This window comes from Stenotrophomonas rhizophila (assembly GCF_003651185.1).
Lineage (GTDB): Bacteria > Pseudomonadota > Gammaproteobacteria > Xanthomonadales > Xanthomonadaceae > Stenotrophomonas > Stenotrophomonas maltophilia_Z.
The window spans coordinates 522,093-543,374 of the sequence record NZ_RCDC01000004.1; the positions used below are offsets into that span (position 1 = coordinate 522,093).

13 protein-coding genes are annotated in these 21,282 nt (G+C 68.6%); 6 read left to right on the forward strand and 7 right to left on the reverse strand.

The annotated features are described in order from the left end of the window. Nucleotides 1-108 precede the first annotated feature (108 nt). From BCL79_RS02215 to BCL79_RS02225, 3 genes are all read right to left on the reverse strand, one after another. Nucleotides 109-1,425 (reverse strand): PQQ-dependent sugar dehydrogenase, encoded by a 1,317-nt coding sequence (locus tag BCL79_RS02215; RefSeq protein ID WP_121036973.1) that lies wholly within the window; start codon nt 1,423-1,425, stop codon nt 109-111. Beyond that, nucleotides 1,422-1,838: a DUF2231 domain-containing protein gene (locus tag BCL79_RS02220; RefSeq protein ID WP_121036974.1), complete on the reverse strand. Its 417-nt coding sequence runs from the start codon at nt 1,836-1,838 to the stop codon at nt 1,422-1,424. The genes BCL79_RS02215 and BCL79_RS02220 overlap by 4 nt, the downstream gene beginning before the upstream one ends. A gap of 80 nt (nt 1,839-1,918) precedes the next feature. Continuing rightward, nucleotides 1,919-2,848 carry a LysR substrate-binding domain-containing protein gene (locus BCL79_RS02225; RefSeq protein WP_121036975.1) on the reverse strand — a complete coding sequence of 310 codons (930 nt, stop codon included), beginning with the start codon at nt 2,846-2,848 and terminating at the stop codon, nt 1,919-1,921. 148 nt (nt 2,849-2,996) lie between these two features. Between BCL79_RS02225 and BCL79_RS02230 the strand changes: the two genes are divergently transcribed. Continuing rightward, nucleotides 2,997-4,154, forward strand: coding sequence for an alkene reductase (locus BCL79_RS02230; protein ID WP_121036976.1), 1,158 nt, complete (start codon nt 2,997-2,999; stop codon nt 4,152-4,154). A 73-nt stretch (nt 4,155-4,227) separates the two neighbouring features. Here BCL79_RS02230 and BCL79_RS02235 read toward each other — a convergent pair whose 3' ends face one another. Next, nucleotides 4,228-5,799, reverse strand: coding sequence for an arylsulfatase (locus BCL79_RS02235; protein ID WP_121036977.1), 1,572 nt, complete (start codon nt 5,797-5,799; stop codon nt 4,228-4,230). Nucleotides 5,800-5,901: 102 nt separating this feature from the next. Next, entirely contained in the window at nt 5,902-10,680 is a 4,779-nt protein-coding gene (locus BCL79_RS02240; RefSeq protein ID WP_121036978.1) for an ATP-dependent helicase, read from the reverse strand. Nucleotides 10,681-10,929: 249 nt separating this feature from the next. Between BCL79_RS02240 and BCL79_RS02245 the strand changes: the two genes are divergently transcribed. Then, entirely contained in the window at nt 10,930-12,717 is a 1,788-nt protein-coding gene (locus tag BCL79_RS02245) for an FAD-dependent oxidoreductase (RefSeq protein ID WP_121036979.1), read from the forward strand. A gap of 18 nt (nt 12,718-12,735) precedes the next feature. On the opposite strand, the gene BCL79_RS02250 is transcribed toward BCL79_RS02245, so the two are convergent. Both BCL79_RS02250 and BCL79_RS02255 read right to left on the reverse strand, forming a co-directional pair. Further along, on the reverse strand, nt 12,736-13,929 hold the full coding sequence (locus BCL79_RS02250; RefSeq protein ID WP_121036980.1) for a pyridoxal phosphate-dependent aminotransferase: 1,194 nt from the start codon (nt 13,927-13,929) through the stop codon (nt 12,736-12,738). Beyond that, nucleotides 13,926-16,601 (reverse strand): TonB-dependent receptor plug domain-containing protein, encoded by a 2,676-nt coding sequence (locus tag BCL79_RS02255; RefSeq protein WP_121036981.1) that lies wholly within the window; start codon nt 16,599-16,601, stop codon nt 13,926-13,928. The genes BCL79_RS02250 and BCL79_RS02255 overlap by 4 nt, the downstream gene beginning before the upstream one ends. Before the next feature lie 421 nt (nt 16,602-17,022). On the opposite strand from BCL79_RS02255, the gene BCL79_RS02260 reads away from it, so the two are divergent. The 4 genes from BCL79_RS02260 (at nt 17,023) to BCL79_RS02270 (ending at nt 21,279) form a co-directional block, all read left to right on the forward strand. Continuing rightward, nucleotides 17,023-18,915, forward strand: a complete 1,893-nt coding sequence (locus BCL79_RS02260) for a DUF885 domain-containing protein (protein WP_183073640.1) — start codon at nt 17,023-17,025, stop codon at nt 18,913-18,915. 155 nt (nt 18,916-19,070) lie between these two features. Further along, a complete protein-coding gene (locus tag BCL79_RS02265; RefSeq protein WP_121036983.1) occupies nt 19,071-19,853 on the forward strand; it encodes a DUF2092 domain-containing protein in 783 nt (260 codons plus the stop codon). 461 nt (nt 19,854-20,314) lie between these two features. Then, nucleotides 20,315-20,464, forward strand: coding sequence for a hypothetical protein (locus BCL79_RS20360; protein WP_220668926.1), 150 nt, complete (start codon nt 20,315-20,317; stop codon nt 20,462-20,464). After that, nucleotides 20,461-21,279: a hypothetical protein gene (locus tag BCL79_RS02270; protein ID WP_121036984.1), complete on the forward strand. Its 819-nt coding sequence runs from the start codon at nt 20,461-20,463 to the stop codon at nt 21,277-21,279. Before BCL79_RS20360 ends, BCL79_RS02270 begins: the two co-directional genes overlap by 4 nt. Nucleotides 21,280-21,282 lie beyond the last annotated feature (3 nt).

Genomic DNA, 21,282 nt, shown 5'->3' on the forward strand with positions numbered 1-21,282 from the left:
CTTGGGGTGAGGTTACCTGCCACCCTAAAGATTCCCATCATGGGAAGGTCAAGCCCCCTCTTAACGGGGACGGGGGTAATTATTAATCCCCTCCGTCCCCGTTAAGGATTATGGCTGGGCGGGCGTCCCGTCGTGGGTGACCCGCCAGATCGTGTTGGAGAGGTCATCGGCAACGATCAGTGCACCACGCGGGTCGACCGTGACACCTACCGGGCGGCCGCGCGTCTTGCCGTCCTCGCCGAAGAAACCGCTCACGAAATCGATCGGCTCGCCGGCCGGGCGGCCATTGCTGAAGGGCACGAACACGACTTTGTAGCCGACCGGGGGATTGCGATTCCAGCTGCCGTGCTCGCCCACAAACACGCCATCGGCAAACTGCGTACCCATCACTTCGGACGAGAAGGCCACGCCCAGTGCGGCCACATGCGAGCCCAGTGCGTAATCCGGGGCGATCGCCGAGGCGACCTTCTCCGGGTTCTGCGGCATCACCCGGCGATCCACATTCTTGCCCCAGTAGCTGTAAGGCCAGCCATAGAAGCCGCCCTCCTTCACCGAGGTGAGGTAATCGGGCACGAGGTTCGGGCCGATCTCATCGCGCTCGTTGACCACCGCCCACAGCGTGCCGGTGCCCGGCTGGATCGCCAGCGCGGTGGGATTGCGGATACCGGTGGCGTAATCCTTGTGCGCGCCGGTGGCCACATCGATCTGCCAGATCCGCGCGCGATCGATCTCCACCGCCATGCCGCGTTCGGTGATGTTGCTGTTGGAGCCGATACCCACGTACAGATAGCGGCCATCGGCACTGGCGGTCATCGCCTTGGTCCAGTGATGGTTGATCGCCGCGGGCAGATCGGTCAGCTTCACCGGTGCGCCGCTCGCCTTGGTCTGGCCTTCCTGGTAGTCAAAGCGCACCACCGCATCCTGGTTGGCCACGTAGATCGCATTGCCGATCATCGCCAGGCCATACGGCGCGTTGAGCTTGTCGGCAAAGACTGTTTTCAGTTCGTAGGTGCCGTCGCCATCAGCGTCGCGCAGCAGGGTCAGGCGGTTGCCGCTCTTGACTGACGTGTTGCCCTTGGCCTTGATCTTGCCGGCAATGACATCCTTCGGCTTCAGGGCAGGCGCACTGCCGCCACGACCTTCAGCGACCAGAATATCGCCGTTGGGCAGCACCAGGGTCTGCCGCGGAATGCCCAGATCGGTGGCGATCGCCGAGATGCGGTAGCCCTTCGGCACCGTCGGCAACATGTCGCCCCACTGCGCCGGCTTGGCGATGGTCATGTCCGGCATCAACCCGCGATGCGGCTTGGGCATCTCCGGGTTGCCGCCATACTGCTCCAGCTCGGGCGCCTTGCCGCTGCAGGCAGCGAGTGCGACCGCAAGCGCGGACACCGAAAGAAGGCGGAACGTCGTCTGGCGGCTCATCGCACACCTCCCACGCGCAGGCTGGACAGGCCCACCCAGGTGGCGACCAGCGCCAGCACCGTCAGGATCACCGAGAGCACCAGCCCCGCCGGCATCACTGCCCAAGCGTCGCGCGCATGGTGCAGGCAGTTGATGAGGCCCACGCCCCATATCACCGCCAGAATCACCACGTAAGCGAGGTTGCGACTGCCACGGACCAGACCAACGATCCCGCACAGCAGGGCCAGCGTGGTCATCACCATCGCACCGATCAGCAGCCAGGACGCAAAGTTGGCCCACTGGATCTCGTACGAACTCCAGTATGCGTAGTCCGCCAGCAGTGCGCCGAGGAACAGCGGCAGCACGCCGCCCAGTACAGCGGCGTGGAACGGATGGATGACCCATGATCGGGTCAGGACAACGGTCGAAGCCATGGTGGTCTCCTGGTGAGGGGGCGAATCTCTTCCGATCCTGCCATCCCCGGCGTGACGGGGGTGCCGATGGTCCGATGGACTCAGGGATCGGCCAGGTCCCAATACGGCGGCGACCCGATCGCATCGGTCAGGAACGCCGAGACCTCGCGGACCTTGCGCGAGCGCAGCTTGTTTTCCGGTGAGAGCAGCTGCAGGTGCACGCGCTCGGACTGCGGGGAAAACTCCCACTCGCCGAGCAGCTTGACCATGCCGCCGCCCTGGAGGGTTTCCGCGTTGAACAGCCAGGTCGGGAACAGCACTACACCGCGCCCGGCGATGGCCGCGGCCAGCAGCGCTTCGGCATTGTTGCTGCGCAGCGGTCCGGTCACGTTCAAGGCCTTGAACGGTGCCTCCGGCGTAGCGCGGAAGTACCACTTCTGGATGCCCAGCTGCCCCTTGTAGACCAGGCACTGATGCTGCAGCAGATCCTCGGGGCGCTGCGGCGTGCCATGCGCGGCCAGATAGACCGGGCTGGCGGCGAGGATGTTCCGGTGCGGGGCGATGACTTTGCCGATCAGCCCGGAGTCCACCAGCGGCCCGACCCGGATGGTGATGTCCACGCCCTCCTGCACCGGATCGATCAGCGTGTCGGTGAGCGTGAGTTCCACGATCAGCTCGGGGTATCTGGCCTGCAGCGTGTTGACGATATGCGCGATGTGCAGCCGCCCCAGCGATTCGGGCGCGTTGATGCGGATCAGGCCGCGCAGTTCCGCGTCGCGGCCTTCCAGCTGTTCGACCGCTTCATCCAGCAGATCCACGGCATCGCGCACCTGCAGATGGAACTGCTCGCCGGCTTCGGTCAGCCGCACCGCGCGCGTGCTGCGGTAGAACAACTGCTGCCCCACGTCCTGCTCCAGCGCGGCGATGAAGCGCGACACCGACGAGGCCGGAACGCGGTAGTGCCGCGCCGTGGCCAGGAAGCTGCCGGTGGCGGCGACGGTAAGGAAATAGCGGAGCGCTTTGAGTTGCATGGGGAAGGCCTCGGCATCTGAATTCCGATTCCAGCAATAGTTATTTGCCGGATGGCCCGATTGTGACGGATATCGCACGCCCATAGGATGAGGTCAGGCGTCTGGCGTTCCCGCCATGCCCTCCCCCTTCCCCTCTCCCGGACCCATCATGAGCTCCCTTTTCAATACGTTCGACCTCGCGGGCATCCCGCTGCGCAACCGCGTGGTCATGGCCCCGCTGACCCGTGCACGCGCCCCGCAGGATGCCGCCGATGAACGAACGGCGCTGTACTACGCCCAGCGTGCCACCGCCGGCCTGATCGTAAGCGAGGGCACCCCCATTTCCCGCGAGGGCCAAGGCTATCTGTTCAATCCCGGCATCTTCACGGCCGAGCAGATCGCCGGCTGGCGCCTGACCACCGATTCGGTCCATGCCCTGGGCAGCCGCATGTTCGCCCAGCTCTGGCATGTCGGTCGCGTCTCCCACCCGACCATCCAGGCCGACGCTGCGCGTCCGGTCAGCGCCAGTTCGAAGCTGCCGGTCGGCGCGCAGGCGTTCGGCTATGACGACACCGGCACGCCCGCGCTGGTCGCCTCACCGGCGCCTCGCCAGCTTCAGACCGATGAGATCCCGCGCATCGTGGCCGACTTCGCACAGGCGGCCGCCAATGCCATCGAGGCCGGCTTCGACGGCGTGGAGATCCACGGCGCCAACGGCTACCTGCATGAGCAGTTCATCAACCCGCTCGTGAATGATCGGACCGACGCGTATGGTCCGCAGACGCTCGACAACCGCCTGCGCTTCACGCTGGAGGTGATCGACGCGGTGGTCGCCCGCATCGGCGCGTCGCGCACCGCGATCCGTCTGTCGCCCTATGGCCAGCTGTTCGACATGCCGCTGTACCCGGAGATCGACGCGACCTACACCGCCCTGATCCAGGCCATCGGGCAGCGCGGCCTGGCGTATGTGCACCTGATGGACCAGTCCGGCTTCAAGGTCGGCCAGAAGTCGGTCGATGGTGCCGGTGACTCGGGCTTCAGTGGCCTGTTGCGCACGCTGAAGCCGCATCTGCCCGGCACCGCGCTCATCCTCGCCGGTGGCATGACCCGCGAGCGCGCCGAGCAGCTGATCGATGCGGGCCTGATCGACCTGGCGGCCTTCGGCACTGCCTTCATCAGCAACCCGGACCTGGTGGCACGCCTGCAGCATGGCTGGCCGTTGGCCCCTGCCGATCGCGAAACGTTCTATGGCGGCGGCGCGGCCGGCTACGTCGATTACCCGGCGTACGCCCCGGCCCACGAACAGGCAGCCTCCGAGGCCGCCTGACGGAACGGGCACGCGAACGGGGGGACATTTCGTCCCCCCGTTCGTCGATCCTTCCACGCGATGGCCGCAGCCGCTACTTGCCCGTCACTGCTTCCTGCAGCTTCTCGACGGCCTGGTCGGCCGTGAACGTGTTCGGCTTCTGGATCTTGGGGAAGTCCACGAACGTCTCGTTGAATTTCGTGAGCAGCGCGATCGCCCCGTACACGATGTAGACGTGGTTGATGTACCAGTCCCAATAGGTATTGGAGGTCACATCCGCGAACTCGTACGGATCGGTGCGCAGGTTGTAGATCTTGGGAATGCGCATGACCGTGAACGGTTCGCCCCACAGCTGCATGGTGCCCTTGCAGCGCTGCTCGATGAAGGTCACCTTCCAGTTGTCGTAGCGGATACCGAGCATGTCGCCATCATCGGAGATGTAGACGAACAGCTTGCGCGGCGACTTTTCCTCCTTGCCGGTGAGATACGGCAGCAGGCTGACGCCGTCGATGTGGTTCTTGTAGGTGCGCCCGATCGCCTTGACCCCTTTCTTGAGGTCGTTGACCACGCCCTTGTTGCCCGCCAGTTCCAGGAAGGTCGGCAGCCAGTCATGGTGCTGGACGATCTCGTTGGACACCGAGCCCGGCTTGATCCTGCCCGGGTAACGCACCACCAGTGGAATCCGGAACGCGCCTTCCCAGTTGGTGTCCTTCTCACTGCGGAACGGCGTCATGCCGCCATCCGGCCACGAATTGCGGTGCGGCCCGTTGTCGGTGGAGTACACCACCAGGGTGTCTTCGGCGATGCCCAGTTCGTCGAGGTAATCGAGCAGCGAGCCCACGTTCTTGTCGTGGTCGACCATGGTGTCGTGGTACGGCGACTGCCAACGCCCGGCCTGGCCCTTGCTCTCTTCCTTGGTGTGCGTATACAGGTGCATGTGGGTGAAGTTGACCCAGACGAAGAACGGCGTGTCGTCGTCGTTCGCCTTCTTGATGAAGCCCTTGGCGCGCTCGGCGAAGTCGTCATCGCAGGTCAGCATGCGCTTGCGGTCCAGCGGGCCGGTATCCTCGATCTTCTGCTTGCCTACCTTGCCCCAGCGCTTCTGGTCGGTGCTGTCATCTTTGTCGGTGGCGAAACTGTGGATCACCCCGCGCGGCTTGATGGTCTCGATGAAATCCCCGAACTCGTCCTTGGGGAAGTAGTCGTACATCTCCGGCTCTTCTTCGGCATTAAGGTGGTAGAGGTTGCCGTAGAACTCATCGAACCCATGGTTGGTGGGCAGCATGTGGTTCAGATCGCCAAGATGGTTCTTGCCGAACTGCCCGGTGGTATAGCCCTCGTTCTTCAGCAGCGCGGCAATGGTGACGATCTTCTCGTTCATCCCGACCGGCGCACCGGGAATGCCCACCTTCGACAGACCGGTACGCAGCACGCTCTGCCCGGTGATGAAGGAGGACCGGCCGGCGGTACAGGACTGCTCACCGTACGAGTCGGTGAACAGCATGCCCTCATTGGCCAGCCGGTCGATGTTCGGGGTCTGGTAGCCCATCAACCCGCGCGAGTAGCAGCTCAGGTTGGAGATGCCGATGTCGTCTCCCCAGATGACGAGGATGTTGGGCTTCTTTGCGGATGAACCGGGCTTCTTCTTTGCGGATGAGCTGGCCATGCACTTCTCCGACGACGGTGGTGCTCAATAGTCGGTGTGGGTCGCGATGGCGGCCAGCGTGTTTCTACTTAGATCGCATCAGTAAGTCTTCGCCTCCCCTGCTCATCCTTCCCAGCCGATGCCTTTTGGCGCACTGGAGAAACCGGCGGCCCGCAGCGCGTCCATCAGGCCATCGCGTCGGGCCGGCGCATCGTCGATCAGCTCCACGGTGAACGAGGTGCGCCGGCCCCGCCGCAGTGCGCTGGCCAGCGCCTGCGCCGCGGCAGCCGTCGTACCGGCCAGGGACACATCGTCCGCGTCGAAGAACGTCAGTAGCTGGCGCCCCCCTTGGGCCAGATACATCAGCAGCCGCCCGCCGCCGATCACCACCACGGCGCCGGCACGTCGCACCGGCCGGACCGCCGAGCCGTGCACCGGCCAGGGCACCACGCTGCCAAACGGATTGGCCGGGTCCACCGCAGACAACCCGATCGCCACCTCGGCAGCACCGGGCCGCAGGGCCTCGGCGACGCCACGCAGCCGATCCACGATCAGCCGGTCGGCGAACTGGGCCCCGCCCAGCCCGTCCACGAAGCGCCCGCGCAGCACCCGTCCCGCATCTTCCATGCCGCGATACACCTGTTGCAGCGCCGGGAAGCCGCCGGCGATCCCTTCGGCCATCGCGGCCCCGCGGGTCACGATGCCGTGCCGGTCCAGCAGCCCCTCGGCCAGCGCCACCGCGCGCGCCGTGTCACTGATCGCCTCACGCTGCAACAGCGACCAGCGCCCGGCCAGCGCGGGGGCCGCAAAGCTGGCGATCACCGCCGGCGCGCCGTCGGCCAAGGGCGTGTCGTGCATCGGGATGCCACGGACGCGTCGACCGCGCCGCGAGGCGCGCGCGACCCGCGGCCGTAGCGCGCGGCCACCGGCCATGCCACGCAGCGGCGCCCACAGATCCGTGGTCAGGTGCCCCGACCAGGCCAGGCCCCACAAGGCATCGTGCAGCTGCGCGGCGGTGATCTCCATGGGCGGGCTGCCGGCCCGCGCCCCGTGCGTGCCCACCGCAGTGACCAGCTGGCGCGCGAAGTAAGCGCCACCGTCGGCCAGCGCCTGCAGCAGCGCGTCCTGCAGCGGCGACAGCGCGGTTGCCACCGCCATCGCGGGCAGCGTTTCTGCCGCGAATTCCTGCAGGTGCAGCGAGACCAGTCCGTCCTCCTCGCCGAGCCGCCCGTGCCCGGCCCACACCACGGTGCCCGTAGCGAGCAGCTCATCGAGCATCGCCGGCGCGTAATCGACCACGCGCGCAGGCAGGATCTGCTGTTCCCACACCGACGCCGGCAGCGCCACGCCCGCCAGCAGGTCCACCACGCGCAGCACGCCGTCGATGCCCTCCAGCGCACCCGGCCCGCGGTGAGTGATGCCACGTGCAGCCTGTTCGGCATCGGCCAGCAGCCCATGCCGCTCCAGCAACAACAGGGCATAGGCGTCGCGCGTGACCGGCCGGGTCGCCTCGCGTGCCGCCTGCAGCGAGCGCACCCGCAGCCGACGGAACACCGCCTCACCCACCCATTCGTGACGGGCCAGCGGCGCCGGCTCGGCGGCCGCGCCGACGGCCTCGGCATCGCGACGCGCCACACCGAAACGACCCTTGAGCAGCTTGCCCTGCGTCTCCAGCTGCGTGAGTGCCGCATCGGCCACGGCCACGCCCACTCCGAACGCGGCCGCCACCTCGGCCGTGGTGAACGGCGCATGGGTACGCGCATATCGGCCCAGCAGCTCGCCCAGCGGGTCCGATGAGGCCTGCAGGAAGGTCTCGGGGATGCCGCGCGGAAGGGTGACCCCCAGCGCATCGCGAAGGCGCGCGGCATCTTCGATGGCCGCCCAGTGCAGGCGGCCGGCGATCTGGACCTGGATCGCACGCCGCTCGGCGGCGAGATCGTGCAGATGCCCGGCAGGATCGTCGTCGACCCGCCGCAGCGCCATCGCTTCATCGGTGAGCGGGCCCAGTTCGCGCAGCAGATCGGCCGCCCCTTCCTTGCCGCGTGCCTGGCGGTCGGGCGCCAGGCGCTGCAGCTCGCTGCCCACCTGCTCCACCACGCCCGCATCCAGCAGTTCGCCCAGATCGACCTGGCCGAGCAGATCCCCCAGCAAGCCGCTGTCCAGTGACAGCACCGACGCGCGTCGCTCGGCCAGTGGCACATCGGTGCCGTACATGAACTCGGCGACGTAGCCGAACAGCAGGTTCGCCGCGAACGGCGACGGCACCTCGGTGGTGACATCGGCGATCGCCACGCGGCCGTCGGTGAGCCGTTGCATCAGCGCCCCCAGCGCATCGAGATCGTAGACGTCCTGCAGGCACTCACGTGCGGTCTCGATCAGGATCGGGAACCCGGGGTAGCCCTGCGCGATGGCCAGCAGTTCACCAGCGCGCAGGCGCTGCTGCCACAGCGGCGAGCGACGACCCGGCGTGCGCCGCGGCAATAACAGTGCGCGTGCGGCACATTCGCGGAAGCGCGCGGCGAACAGGGCCGAGCCGCCCACGGCGCGCGTCACGTCGCTGCGCAGCCGCTCCGGCTCGAACAGGAACAGCTCCGCGCCCGGCAGGCGCCCCTCCGCGTCGGGCAGCCGCGCGATGATGCCGTCGTCGCTGGCCACCACCGCCGGATCCACGCCCCAGCGTTCGCGGATGCGCGCGGCCACCGCCAGCGCCCAGGGATCGTGTACGCGCCGCCCATAGGGGGAATGCAGCATCAGCCGCCAGTCACCGGCCTCATCGCGGCAGCGCTCCAGCACCAGCGTGCGGTCGGTGGGCAGCACGCCGGTGGCCTCACGCTGTTCGGCCAGCAGGCCGGCGATGTTGGTGATCGCGTTGTCCGCCAATCCGCAGGCCTGCAGCCGCTCCCGCAGCCCGGCCGGCATGCCCGCTTCCGCGACACTGGCATCCAGCGCGCCGATGAAGGCACCCACCGCCTCGCCCAGTTCGGCCGGGCGGCCGACGCCCTCACCGCGCCAGAACGGCAAGCGGGCCGAACGCCCCGGTGCGGGAGTCACCACGACCTGGTCATGGGTGATCTGCTCGATCCGCCACGAGGTAGCGCCCAGGGTGATCACATCGTTGACCCGTGATTCGTGGACCATCTCCTCATCCAGTTCACCGACCCGGCGCGACCCGGCACGTTCCTCGCCTTCCGGAAGCACCACACCGAACATGCCACGGTCCGGGATGGTGCCCCCGCTGGTGACCGCCAGCTGTTTCGCGCCCGGCCGCGCGCTCAGCGCACCGGTGTCCCGGTTCCAGACCAGCCGCGGGCGGAAGCCGGCGAAATCATCGGAGGGATAGCGCCCGGCCAGCATGTCCAGGGTGGCATCGAACGCGCTGCGCGGCAGCGAACGGTACGGCGCGGCACGCCGTACGCGCGCATACCAGGCGTCCACGTCCAGTGTCTCCATCGCCGCCGCGGCCACTGTCTGCTGGGCCAGTACGTCCAGCGGGTTGCGCGGCGGATCGATCGCTTCGATCTCTCCGGCCAGCATGCGCTCCACCGCCACGGACGCATCGATCAGATCGCGCCGCGTGCGCGGGTAGACCAGGCCGGTGGAGATGCCCCCGACCTGGTGGCTGGCCCGCCCCACCCGCTGCAGCGCGCTGGCGACCGACGGCGGCGCGGCGACCTGGATCACCAGATCGACCAGCCCCATGTCGATGCCCAGCTCCAGGCTGGAGGTGGCCACGACACAGCGCAGCTCGCCGGACTTGAGCGCCTGTTCGATCTCACGGCGCTGTTCCTTGGAGACCGAACCATGGTGCGACCGGGCGATCAGCGCGTCCGCTCCGGCGGCCCGCCCGGCGGTGCCGCCGTTGAACGACCCATAGTGCTCGGGGGCAGCCGCCGCTATCGATGCAAGCGCCGGGAGCTGGCCACGGGCGACACGGTCGGCATGCAGTTCATTCAACCGGGCAGTCAGCTTTTCGGCCACGCCCCGCGAGTTGGCGAACACGATCGTCGAACGTCGCGCCAGCACCTGGTCCAGGATGCTGGCCTCCACATGCGGCCAGATCGAGCCGACCCGGCCGGCGGACGCGGGTGCATCGGCGGCCGCAGGATGCGGCGGAATGTCGGCCATGTCCTCGACCGGCACCACGATCCGGACCTCCAGCGCCCGCTGCGACGGTGGATGAACCACGCTGACCGGCCGGTTGCCACCGAGGAACCGCGCGACCTCCTCCACCGGGCGCACCGTGGCCGAGAGCCCGATGCGCTGCGCAGGCACCTGCAACAGCGCATCCAGCCGTTCCAGACTCAACGCCAGATGGGTGCCGCGCTTGCTGCCGGCCACCGCATGGATTTCATCGATGATGACGGTATGCACCTCGCGCAACGTCTCGCGCGCCTGCGAGGTCAACATCAGGAACAGCGATTCGGGCGTGGTGATCAGGATGTCCGGCGGACGCCGCAGCAGCCGCGCCCGCTCCGCCGGGGTAGTGTCCCCGGTCCGGATCGCGACGGACAGGGTGACCGCTGGATCGCCGCGTCGCTCGCGTTCGGCACTCACCCCCTGCAGGGGCCTCTGCAGGTTGCGCTCGACATCGGCGCCGAGCGCCTTGATCGGCGAGAGATACAGCACACGGGTGCCGCGCCTGCTGGACGTCGCCGTCGCCGGCCGCCCACCGCCCTGCTGCTCACCGCTGCGGAACAGCTGGTCGATCGCGTGCAGGAACGCGGCCAGGGTCTTGCCCGAGCCGGTCGGCGCGATGACCAGGGTGTGCTGGCCGGCGCTGATCGCCGCCCAGGCATGGTCCTGCACTGGCGTGGGCGCAGCGAAGGCTGCCGTGAACCAATCGCGCGTGGCCGGGGTGAAGGTGGCCAGTGCGCCGGAGGCGGGGTCGTTCGAGGTGGGCATGGATCCGGATGTCGTGGGGCACTCGCCCAGCGACGGCCGCGAGCGCAATGGAACCAGCCTAGGGTAAGCCGCGTCGGGCATCCGTCAATCGGCGCGGGACCGACGTGTCTGCGGCTGGCGCCGCCCGCCCCCGAGCCCCCGCCACTCGTCCCTTGATCACCGACATCCGGCCCCAGGCCAGGGCCGGCAGGCCTCTGCGGGAACACACTCGCTGGCATCGACCACGCTGCTGCCGCAGGAACGACCCTCATGAAACGACGCGATTGCCTCAAGGCCGGGCTGACCCTGCCGCTGCTGCCGATGCTGCTCAAGGCCGGCCCTGCCTTCGCAGCGACGCGTGCGAGGGTCCGCCCGGGCGCTGCGGGGTGGCCCGCTGCCGCCGAGTGGGACCGATTGTCGCGTGCCGTCGGCGGTCGGCTGTCGGTGCCGCAGTCCCCCTTCCTCGCTGATGCCGCCACCCGCACCGCGGCGCTGGAGCAGCTGCAGAATCCGTTCTTCCTCGGCGATGCGCCCGCGCTCACCCAGACCAGTGGTTACTTCGGCGCGTGGCGGTCAGTGCCCAGCGCGAAGGTGGTGGCCGCCGCCAACAGCGCCGATGTGGCCGCGGCGGTGAACTTCGCCCGCACCCACCGCCTGCGCCTGGTGGTCAAAGGCGGCGGGCACAGCTATCACGGCACCTCCTGCGCGCCGGATTCGCTGCTGGTCTGGACCCGCGCGATGAACCAAGTCGAGCTGCACGATGCTTTCGTCGCCCACAACGCCCGCGCGGGCACGGCGCCGCAGCCGGCGGTCAGCGTAGGCGCCGGGGCGATGTGGATCGATGCCTACGATGCGGTCACCACCCGCGGTGGGCGCTATGTCCAGGGCGGCGGCTGTACCTCGGTGGGCGTGACCGGCCTGGTCACCGGCGGCGGCTTCGGCAGTTTCTCCAAAGCGCATGGCACGGCCGCGGCCAGCCTGCTCGAAGCCGAGATCGTCACCGCCGACGGGCAGATCCGCACCGTCAACGCCGACAACGACCCGGACCTGTTCTGGGCCTTGAAGGGCGGCTGCGCGGCGAGTTTCGGCATCGTCACCCGGATGACGCTGCGGACCCATGACCTGCCCGACACCTTCGGCGGCGTCTCCTGCCAGATCCAGGCCAGCGACGACGCCAGCTGGCGGGCACTGGCGGTGGAGATACTCCGCTTCTACCGCGACACGCTGTGCAACCCGCACTGGGGTGAGCAGTTCACCTTCAAGGACACGCGCCGGCTGTCGATCTCGATGGTGTTCCAGGGTCTGTCGCGCGACGCGGCCGAAGCGACCTGGACGCCGTTCCTGGACTGGGTCCGCGCCCGACCGGTGTACACGATCACCGAACCCTTGCAGGCACTGGCGATGCCGGCCAGAGACTTCTGGGACGCGGACTTCTTCCGCCGGCACGCCCCTGCCCTCATCGCCGAGGACACCCGCGACGGCGCCTCCTCACGGCACATGCTGTGGAAGGGCGACCAGGGCCAGGTCGGCTGGTTCCTGCATGGCTACGCATCGGCGTGGCTGCCGTCGGGGCTGTTGGACGATGCGCAGCGTGAGCAGGCGGCCGCCGCGATCTGTGCGGCCGCCGATCACATGGATGTCGGCCTGCACTGCAACAAGGGCCTGTTCGGTGCGCCGGCGGCGGCGCTGGCCGCCAGCCGCGACACGGCCACCCATCCGGCCGTGCTGGACGCCTTCGCGCTGGCGATCATCGGCAATGCCAGCGGGCCGGTGTATCCGGGCCTGGGGCGCACGGTGGATGAGCCCCGGGCACGCCGGGGCGCCTTGAACGTGGCGCGCGCCTACCAGGCCCTGAGCGTGGTGGCGCCCTCGGCCCCGGCCTATGTTTCAGAGAGCGACTACTTCCAGAAGGACTGGCAGCAGGCGTTCTGGGGGCCGAACTACCCCCGGCTGCAGGCCGCCAAGCGCCGCTACGATCCGCAGGGCCTGTTCGTTATCCATCACGGTGTAGGCAGTGAGGACTGGAGCGCGGATGGCTTCGAGCGCATCGGCGGCTGACGGCGGGTCGGGCAGCGTCTACGCCGCCGCCCCACCCTGGGCCGTGCCCAGCTGGACGAGCACGCTGCGCAATGCCTGCTGCGCACGCCGGTTCTCCGCCGGCGTGCCGACGGTGATCCGTACCCAGGTGTCATACCGGGCGAACACACGGGCGATGCGCACGCCCTGTTGCAGGAGCCCGGCGGCGACGGCTGCATGGGGGTGCCCGGTATCGACGAACACGAAATTGCCGGCCGCTTCGGTCGAGCGCAGGCGCAGCCCGCTCAGGACCTGCTGCCAGTGCCGCCGCTCCGCCGCCACGCTGCGCCGGACCTGGGCCACGTGGGCGGGATCGGCAAGCGCGGCCGATGCAGCCGCCAGCGACAACTGGTTCTGCGCGTGCGCGCCGCCGACGCCGCGCTGGCGCAGTGCCCCGGCGAGCGCCGCAGGCACCAGCGCATACCCGACCTGCAGCCCGGCCAGGGCATGGATCTTGCCCAGCGTGCGGAACACCACCACGTTCTGGCCCTGCCGCAGCAGGCGCACCGCGCTCAACGTGGCGGCATCCTCGCGGTAGTCGAGGTACGCCTCGTCGACGATCACCAGCGTGCGCGCCTGCGCGGCGCTCACGAAACGATCGAACTCGGCCCCGGGGCTCAGCGTGCCGGACGGGTTGTGCGGATTGACCACGAACAGCGCGCGGGTATCCGGCGCGATCGCCGCCAGCAATGCGGGCAGATCATTCTCCAGCCGCGCGTTCAACGGCACTTCCACCGCCCGGCCGCCAAAGGGCCTGGCCGCATCCACCAGAGCGCCATACCCGGGCACGCTGTAGATGAAACCGCCCGCGCCCTGGCTCAGCGCAAGATGCTGGCCCAGTGCTTCGAGCACTTCACCGACGATGACCTGTTCGGGCGCGACCCCTTCCAGCGAGGCGATCTGGCTCTGCAACGCCTGCAGCTGCGCGGCGCTGACATACCGCGGGGCCTCCACCAGCGCGCGCTGTACCGCGGGCCCGACCCGAGGTGACGGGCCGTAGCTGCTTTCATTGAGATCCAGCCGCAGCAGGTCCGTGGTGCGCCCGGCGGCTGTCACGGCTACCGGAGCGGCCGGTGCAGCGGATCCAGCGGCCGGCGCCAGCGCGACCGCTGCGGCACTGGTCAGCCCGGCACGCAGCCAGTGGCGGCGCTGCGGGTCGGCAGGCAGGTGGCCTGCAATCGTGGAACGGGTCATTGGAAACGGGCCTCCAGGCGTGCGTAGTAGTAGGTGCCACTCCAACCGAACGGCGACAGCTCGCTGTACGGGAACACGCCAAAGGTATCCGCGCCGGAGACCTGCGGGGTGGTGGCGATGTTGCGGGTGGGATAGGTGTTGAAGAGGTTGTTGGCGCCCAGCACCAACGTCACCGTCTCGGTCGCGCGGAAGGCGATGTCCAGATCGGTGACCCAGCGCGCCTCCAGTGTCTGGATCACGTCGACATTGCCAGCACTACCCGCTTCGGTCGGCAGCGTGCGGAAACGGGTCGAGCCCTGCGCAAAGGCGGCGACATTGGCCGCGCTCTGGTTGGTTGCCGCCACGCCTTCGATCTCACCGTAGCGGTGCGTGCCCAGGTGGATGCCCCAGCGGCCGACTTCCCACCCCAGCGCGAGCGTCAGGTTGTCGCGCGGCTGGCCTTTCTCCACGCGGGTGCGCTCGGTGACATCGAACAACGGCGTGCGCACGCCGAGCGCGGCGAGCTGCGCCGGGGTCGAGGCGACATGGGTCAGCTCGGTCTTGTTGCGGTTGTACGCGACGGTCGCGGTGAGCCTGCCATAGTCCGCCAGCTCCCAGCGGTAGCGCGCCGAGGCGTCCACGCCAGTGGTACGGGTATCGGCGGCATTGCTGAAGTAGCGCACGCTGGTGACGCCCGGCGAGCCCAACGCGGCCAGGTAGTCACGGATCGCGGTCGACCCGGCTGCATCAACGAAGTTGCTGGAGAGGAAGATCCGGTCGTCGATGTCGATCCGGTACACATCCACCGACGCGCTCAGCCCACCGATGCCCCAGGTGAGGCCCGCCGTGACATTGGTCGCCTGCTCCGGCTCCAGCGAGCGCGCCCCCAGGGCACGCGCCTCCACCGTATCCACCGGTGCGGTGCGCACCAGCACGTACTCGGGCACCCCGGTCACCGCGTTGTTCAACGTGCGGCTGCTGGTCGAACTGAAGTACTGCTGGGCCAAGGCCGGCGCATGGAAGCCGGTGCTGACCGAGGCGCGCACCGCCACCCCGCCGTCGAGCTGGTAGCGCAGGGCCAGCTTGCCGTTGGTGGTGCTGCCGAAATCGCTGTAGTCCTCCCAGCGCCCGGCCAGCGAGAGCAGGAAGCGATCCGTCACATCGGTTTCCGCTTCGGCGTAGGCCGAAACGTTGTGACGGTGATGGTTGCCGGCGTCCGCCGGCTGGATGCCCGCGAAGCCCTGCGAGCCGATCGTCGGCACCGCGCCGGCCGAAGGGCCATCAAGCACCCGCGCCGGCCCCCAGACGTACGAGTTCAGCTCACCGGGTGAAATGCCGTAGGTATCGCGGCGGAACTCCGCCCCGATCGCCAGCCGCAGCGGCGCATGCCAACCCAGCTCGATGCTGTTGTTGGCATCCAGATTGGTGGTCCACTGCGAGGCCTCCAGCGCACCGTTGTAGAACGCGGTGGGGCTGGCCGCACCCAGCGTGGCGTTGAGCGTGTTGCGGGTGCGGTAGACCAGCTTGTTGCGGCCGTAGACGCTGCTCAGGTCCCAGTGCCAGTCGCCGAGCAGACCTTTGATGCCTGCGCCGAGCGAGGCGTTGGTGCTCTGGGTATCGACCCACGGCAGGAACCCGTCCGGGTAGATCGCGCGCACGTTCTCGACCTGGCCAGCGCGGCGCAGGGAGGCGTTGGAACTGCCCTCGCTTACCCCGTAGCCGCCGAACGCATACGCCTCCAGTTCCTCAGCCCAGGCGAGCGGCTTGCGCAGGTTGCCGAACACAGTCTTTTCCACGGTGTCGGCCGAGTCGGCGAAGCGCCACAGGGCATCGCGGTCGATGCTGGCTTCGCGTGGGTCGGCCACGGCACCCGCCGCCGCGCCCCCGATCGGGGCCAGGCCGGTGCCGGAGCCGAAGGTGCCCGACGGCGCCACCGGCGCACCGTTGCGACCGATCCCGAAGTACTGCTGACGGGTATCGGGCAAGGCGCGGTTGGCGGCCTTGCGGTCACGATAGTCCCAGGTGAGGTGCAGGCCGCCGCCGTCGGCAAAGGCCACGCCGGTGTCCAGGGCGACGGCCGTGGTGCCACCACCGCCGTCGCGGGTGGTGCCGCGGCTGACCCGCCCTTCAACGCCCGCATCCTCGCGCAGCACGATGTTGATCACCCCGGCAATCGCATCGGAACCGTATTGGGCAGACGCGCCATCACGCAGCACTTCGATCCGTTCGATCGCACTCACCGGGATCGCATTGAGATCGGTCGAGACCGCGCCCTTGCCCACCGTGCCGCCGGTGTTGACCCACGCACTGGCATGCCGCCGCTTGCCGTTGACCAGCACCAGGGTCTGGTCCGGCGAGAGCCCGCGCAGCGTCGCTGAGCGGATGTGGGTGTTGCCATCCGGGGTGGTCGGGTGCGGGAAATTGAACGAGGGCAACAGCGACTGCAGGATCTGGCTGATATCGGTGTAGCCGCTGCTGCGGATGTCCTGCGCGCTCAGCACATCGATCGGCACCGGCGATTCGAGCACGGTGCGGGCCAGGGTGCGGTTGCCGAGGACGGTGAGCTGGTCGAGCTGGGTGACCGCCGGCGCACTTGCCACGGTCTGAGCATGGACCGGAACGGTGGTGAACAGGCTGGCAAGCACGGCGACGGACAGACGGCGACGTCGCAGCACGGTGGCGCGAGGATTCATGACAACTCCGAAGAGATCGGGCATCACGCCCGAAGAAGACGATGGAACAGCGCAGGCGGTACGTCAGCGGCGACATCGCCGTGGCAGATTCGAAGCAGGCAAGACACGTCCCCAGGTGACCCTGCGGGACATGTTGCAAACTTGTTGCAGAGCGTCAATCGGTGCGGACGCGTGCATTCGCGCCCCGGTGCGCAGGTGGGTAACGAGTGCGGGGCAAGTCACTGATTTCATTCGGCGCAGCCAACGGCGCCGCACCGATGTCCTTACTTCCGGGCATATCCAGATAGCCAACCGTGCGCGGCCGGCAGTGCCTGCACGCTGCCCGCATCTGCCCGCCTGCGCAGACATGACGATCCGCAGGTGCAGCCGCACCCGTGCAGGCGTAGCCTGCCCGCAGCCTGCCGCCAACGGAGATCGCCCTGTGATTACGACCTCGCCTGCCCGCCGTGTCCCTGTCCTGCTCGCACTGGCCATCGCAGGCGCACTGCTGCTGCCGCGAGCCGATGCACATGCGCAGGCGCCGTCCACGGTGAGCACACCGGCCACCGCCTCGTTCAACGCCCTGCTCGATGCGCAGACGATGGCTGCGATCAACGCCGATCCGGAACTGCGCACCATGCTCGGCATCAGCGACGATGCCAGCGGTGATCTGTCCGGCCAGCTGACCGACGTCTCGCTGGCCCGGCGCGAGGTCAACCGCCGCTTTCTTGTCGACAACCTGGCGCAGATCCGTGCCTGGAAAGGCGCGCCGCTGGACCCACAGCAACGCCTGAGCGACGGCCTGGCACGCTGGTTCTACCAGACCCAGATCGATCTGATGGCCGTGCCATGGGCCGCGGCGTGGTTGCCGGTCGGCGGCAGCACCTACGCGATCGACCAGTTGTTCAGCCTGCCGGTCAACCTGCCACAGTTCATGGACAACCAGCACGCGGTGACCGACGAGACCAGCGCCCGCCGCTATATTGAACGGCTGCAGGCGATGGGCACCAAGCTGGACCAGGTCCGCGCCAACGTCGACATGCAGGCCCAACAGGGCGTGGTGCCGCCGGCGGTTGCGCTGGAAGGCGCGGCCAACCAGTACCGTGCCCTGCTGAAACCGGCGCCGCAGGACAGCCTGTGGGTGCTGTCGTTGCAGCGCAAGCTGGACAAGGTGCCGTCCATCCCGGCGGCCCGTCGTGCTGAACTGATCGCGCAGGCCACCGCTGCGGTCCGGGACGCGGTGAACCCGGGGTATCAACGCCTGCTCGACAACGTGCAGGCCACGCTGGCGACCCATCCCGGCAACAACGGTGTGTGGGCACTGCCCGAGGGCAAGGCCTACTACGATGCCGCCCTGCGCTGGTACACCAGTACCGACCTGGACGCCGATGCCATCCACCAGATCGGCCTGCGCGAAGTGGCGCGGCTGGACACGGCGATGGATGACCGCCTGAAGCAGCTGGGCCTGCGCGAGGGCAGCGTGGCCGCCCGCATCGAACAGCTGCGCAAGGACCCGCGCTACCTGTATGAGGACAGCGACGCTGGCCGCAGGCAGCTGATCGGCGACATCGAACAGCGCCTGCGCGCTCTCGATCCGATCCTGCCCACCTACTTCGGCCACCTGCCGACGCAGAAGCTGCTGGTGCAGCCGGTCCCTGCGCACATGCAGGCCACCTCGCCCGGCGGCTACTACTACCCACCGGCGATGGACGGCTCGCGGCCGGGCACGTTCTTCATCAACCTGGGCGACATCACCTCCAATACGCGTTGGAGCATTCCCACCCTCACCTATCACGAGGGCGCGCCGGGCCATCATTTCCAGATCTCGATCGGCCAGACCCTGACCGAGCTGCCGATGCTGCGCCGCAGCCTCAACCCGAGTGCGTTCAGCGAAGGCTGGGCGCTGTACGCCGAGCAGCTGATGGCCGAGACCGGTGTGTACCGCGACGACCCCGCCGGTGATCTGGGCCGCCTGCAGGCCGAGATGTTCCGCTCGGTGCGGCTGGTGGTAGACACCGGCCTGCATCGCAAACGATGGACGCCCGAGCAGGCCATCGCCTACATGCAGGACAAGACCGGCATGACCCCGGCGGATGTGCGCATCGAGGTCTACCGCTACCTGGTGCAGCCGGGTCAGGCCGCCTCCTACAAGATGGGCCAACTGCGGCTGCTGGAACTGCGCGAGCAGGCACGCCGGGAGCTGGGCGACCGCTTCGACATCCGTGCGTTCCACGACCTGATCCTGGGCAACGGGGCCATGCCCATGACAGTGGTCAGCCAAGCCGTGGACGCCTGGATCGCCGCCGGCGGACCGGCCTCCCCCCGGACACCATGATGCCCCTGCACAGCGGCCGGCCGCTGGCCGGTGCCTGCGTATAAATACCTAGCGCGTTACCGTGTAACTCCGGTTGTCCGCCGCGTGGGCGGTGCGCAGAGTGTCAGCAGGGTCGGCCCGTCGCGCGCCCCACCGACGACACTCTGGAGACTGTCATGCCGCGCACCTCATCGTGCCTGCTGTTGGCGCTGGTCCTGGCCGGACCGCTGCTCCTGCTTCCTCCTCCGCTTGCGGCGCAGCCCGCAGCGGCCAGCGTTGATCCCCAGGCCGTACAGGCGCTCACGCGCATGGGCGCGGCCCTGCGCGCGCTGCCGCACTTCACCCTCAACGCCACCACCAGCACCGAGTATGTGCTCGACGACGGCCAGAAGATCGCCCTGCCCGGCACCGTCGCGTACCGCGTGCTGGGCCCGGACCACTTCTTCGTGGAGATACAGAGCGAGGACCAGCACCGCCAGCTGTTCTACGACGGCAAGGCGCTGACGATCTACTCGCCGCGGCTGAAGTACTACGCCACGCTGGATGGCCTGAACAAGAGCAGCCAGGCGCTGTTGACCGAATCGGCGACGACCTATGGCATCGAGTTGCCGCTGGCCGATCTGTTCCTGTGGGGCACGCCGGCGTTTCCGACCGATCAGCTGCAGTCCGCGCTGCGCATCGGCAGCGCCCGCATCGGGGGCGAGGCCACCCAGCACTACGCCTTCCGGCAACCCGGGGTGGATTGGCAGGTCTGGATTTCCGACACGACCCACCTGCCCCGCCAGCTGGCGATCACCAGCCACAGCGATCCCGCGTTGCCCACCTACCAGGCTACGTTGAACTGGGATACGCGGCGCACGGTGACCGCCAAAGAGCTGGCGTTCGATCCCAAGGGTGCGACGAAGATCGTGTTCGTACCGGTCGCGCTGGCCGTACAGACCACTGACGGGGAGAACTGAGCATGGACCGTTCCGCTTGCCTGCGCGCCGCGCTGGCCCCGGCCCTGATGACACTGATGCTCGGCGCCGCACTGCTGCCTGCCGATGCCGGGGCGCGCCCCGGGCTGCGCGGCTTTGCCCACCCCTCGATCGCCCATGCCGGCGGCTTCGGCGGGGGTGGCATGCCCCACGGCGGCGGTGGATTCACCCCGCACCCGCCGGGGCCTGGCCCCGCCCCGCATCCCGGCCCGGGCCCGCGCCCGGAGCCGGGCCCGCATCCTGGCCCCGGTCCCGGCCCCCACCCTGCTCCGGGGCCGGGACCCGGCCCGGGACCTCATCCGCCTGGACCTGGACCTGGCCCTGGCCCTGGCCCCGGGCCGCATCCGCCCGGGCCACCCCCTCCGCCGCCCCCGCCGCCGTACTGGGACCATCCCTTCTGGGATGCCGCCGCGTTCACCGCAGGCGTGGCCGTTACGTCGGCCGTGATCGGATCGATCGTCTACTCGCTGCCGGTGGACTGCAGCACGGTCGTCGTCAACGGCATCGGCTACCAGCAGTGCGACAACGCCTGGTATCAGCCGCGCTATGCGGGCACCACGGTGCAGTACATCGTCGTGGATGCGCCGCGATGAGGTGCCGGCGGCATCCGGCCTGGCTGGCGCTGCTCGCCCTGCTGGGTGCCGCGCCCCTCGCCGCGCAGCAGGCGCCGGCCGGGTCGGCGTCCTCCGACGACATCGCACGCAAGCTCGCCGATCCCGGTGCGGCGCTGATCTCCGTGCCGTTCCAGTACAACTACCAGGGCTCGGTCGGGCCCGGCGGCGATGCGCACAACCAGCAGTTGAAGATCCAGCCGGTGATTCCGTTCGTCGGCGAGAACGGCAAGTTCATCCTGCGCCCGATCCTGCCGCTCAGCTGGAACCAGTTTCCGCAGGACAAGCACGGCACCGGGGACCTGTTCGTGCAGGGGTACTACATCCCCAAGACTGCAGCTGAAGCGCACGGCACCGAATTCGGCTACGGCTTCGCCGCGCTGCTGGATACCGCCTCGCACGACAGCCTCGGCACGGGAAAATACTCGCTCGGCCCGGCCTTCATCCTGGTCCACAAGACCAAGGCGTGGACCGTCGGCGCACTGGCCAATCATGTCTGGTCGGTCGGTGGCGACGGCGCCCGCGAGGACGTCAGCAGCACCAGCGTGCAGCCGTTCGTGACCCGCAATCTGCCCGATGGCTGGTCACTCAGCGTCACCTCGGAAACCAACTACAACTGGAAGGCGGCCAGCGGCGATGCCTGGACGGTGCCCCTGGGCGCCACTGTCTCCAAAGTGCTCAGGCTCGGCCATACCCCGGTCAGCATCGGTGTCGGCGGCTTCTACAACGTGGACCGGCCGCAGTACGCCAGTCGCTGGACCGGCCGGTTGATCGTGACCCTGGTCTTTCCCGAATGAGGC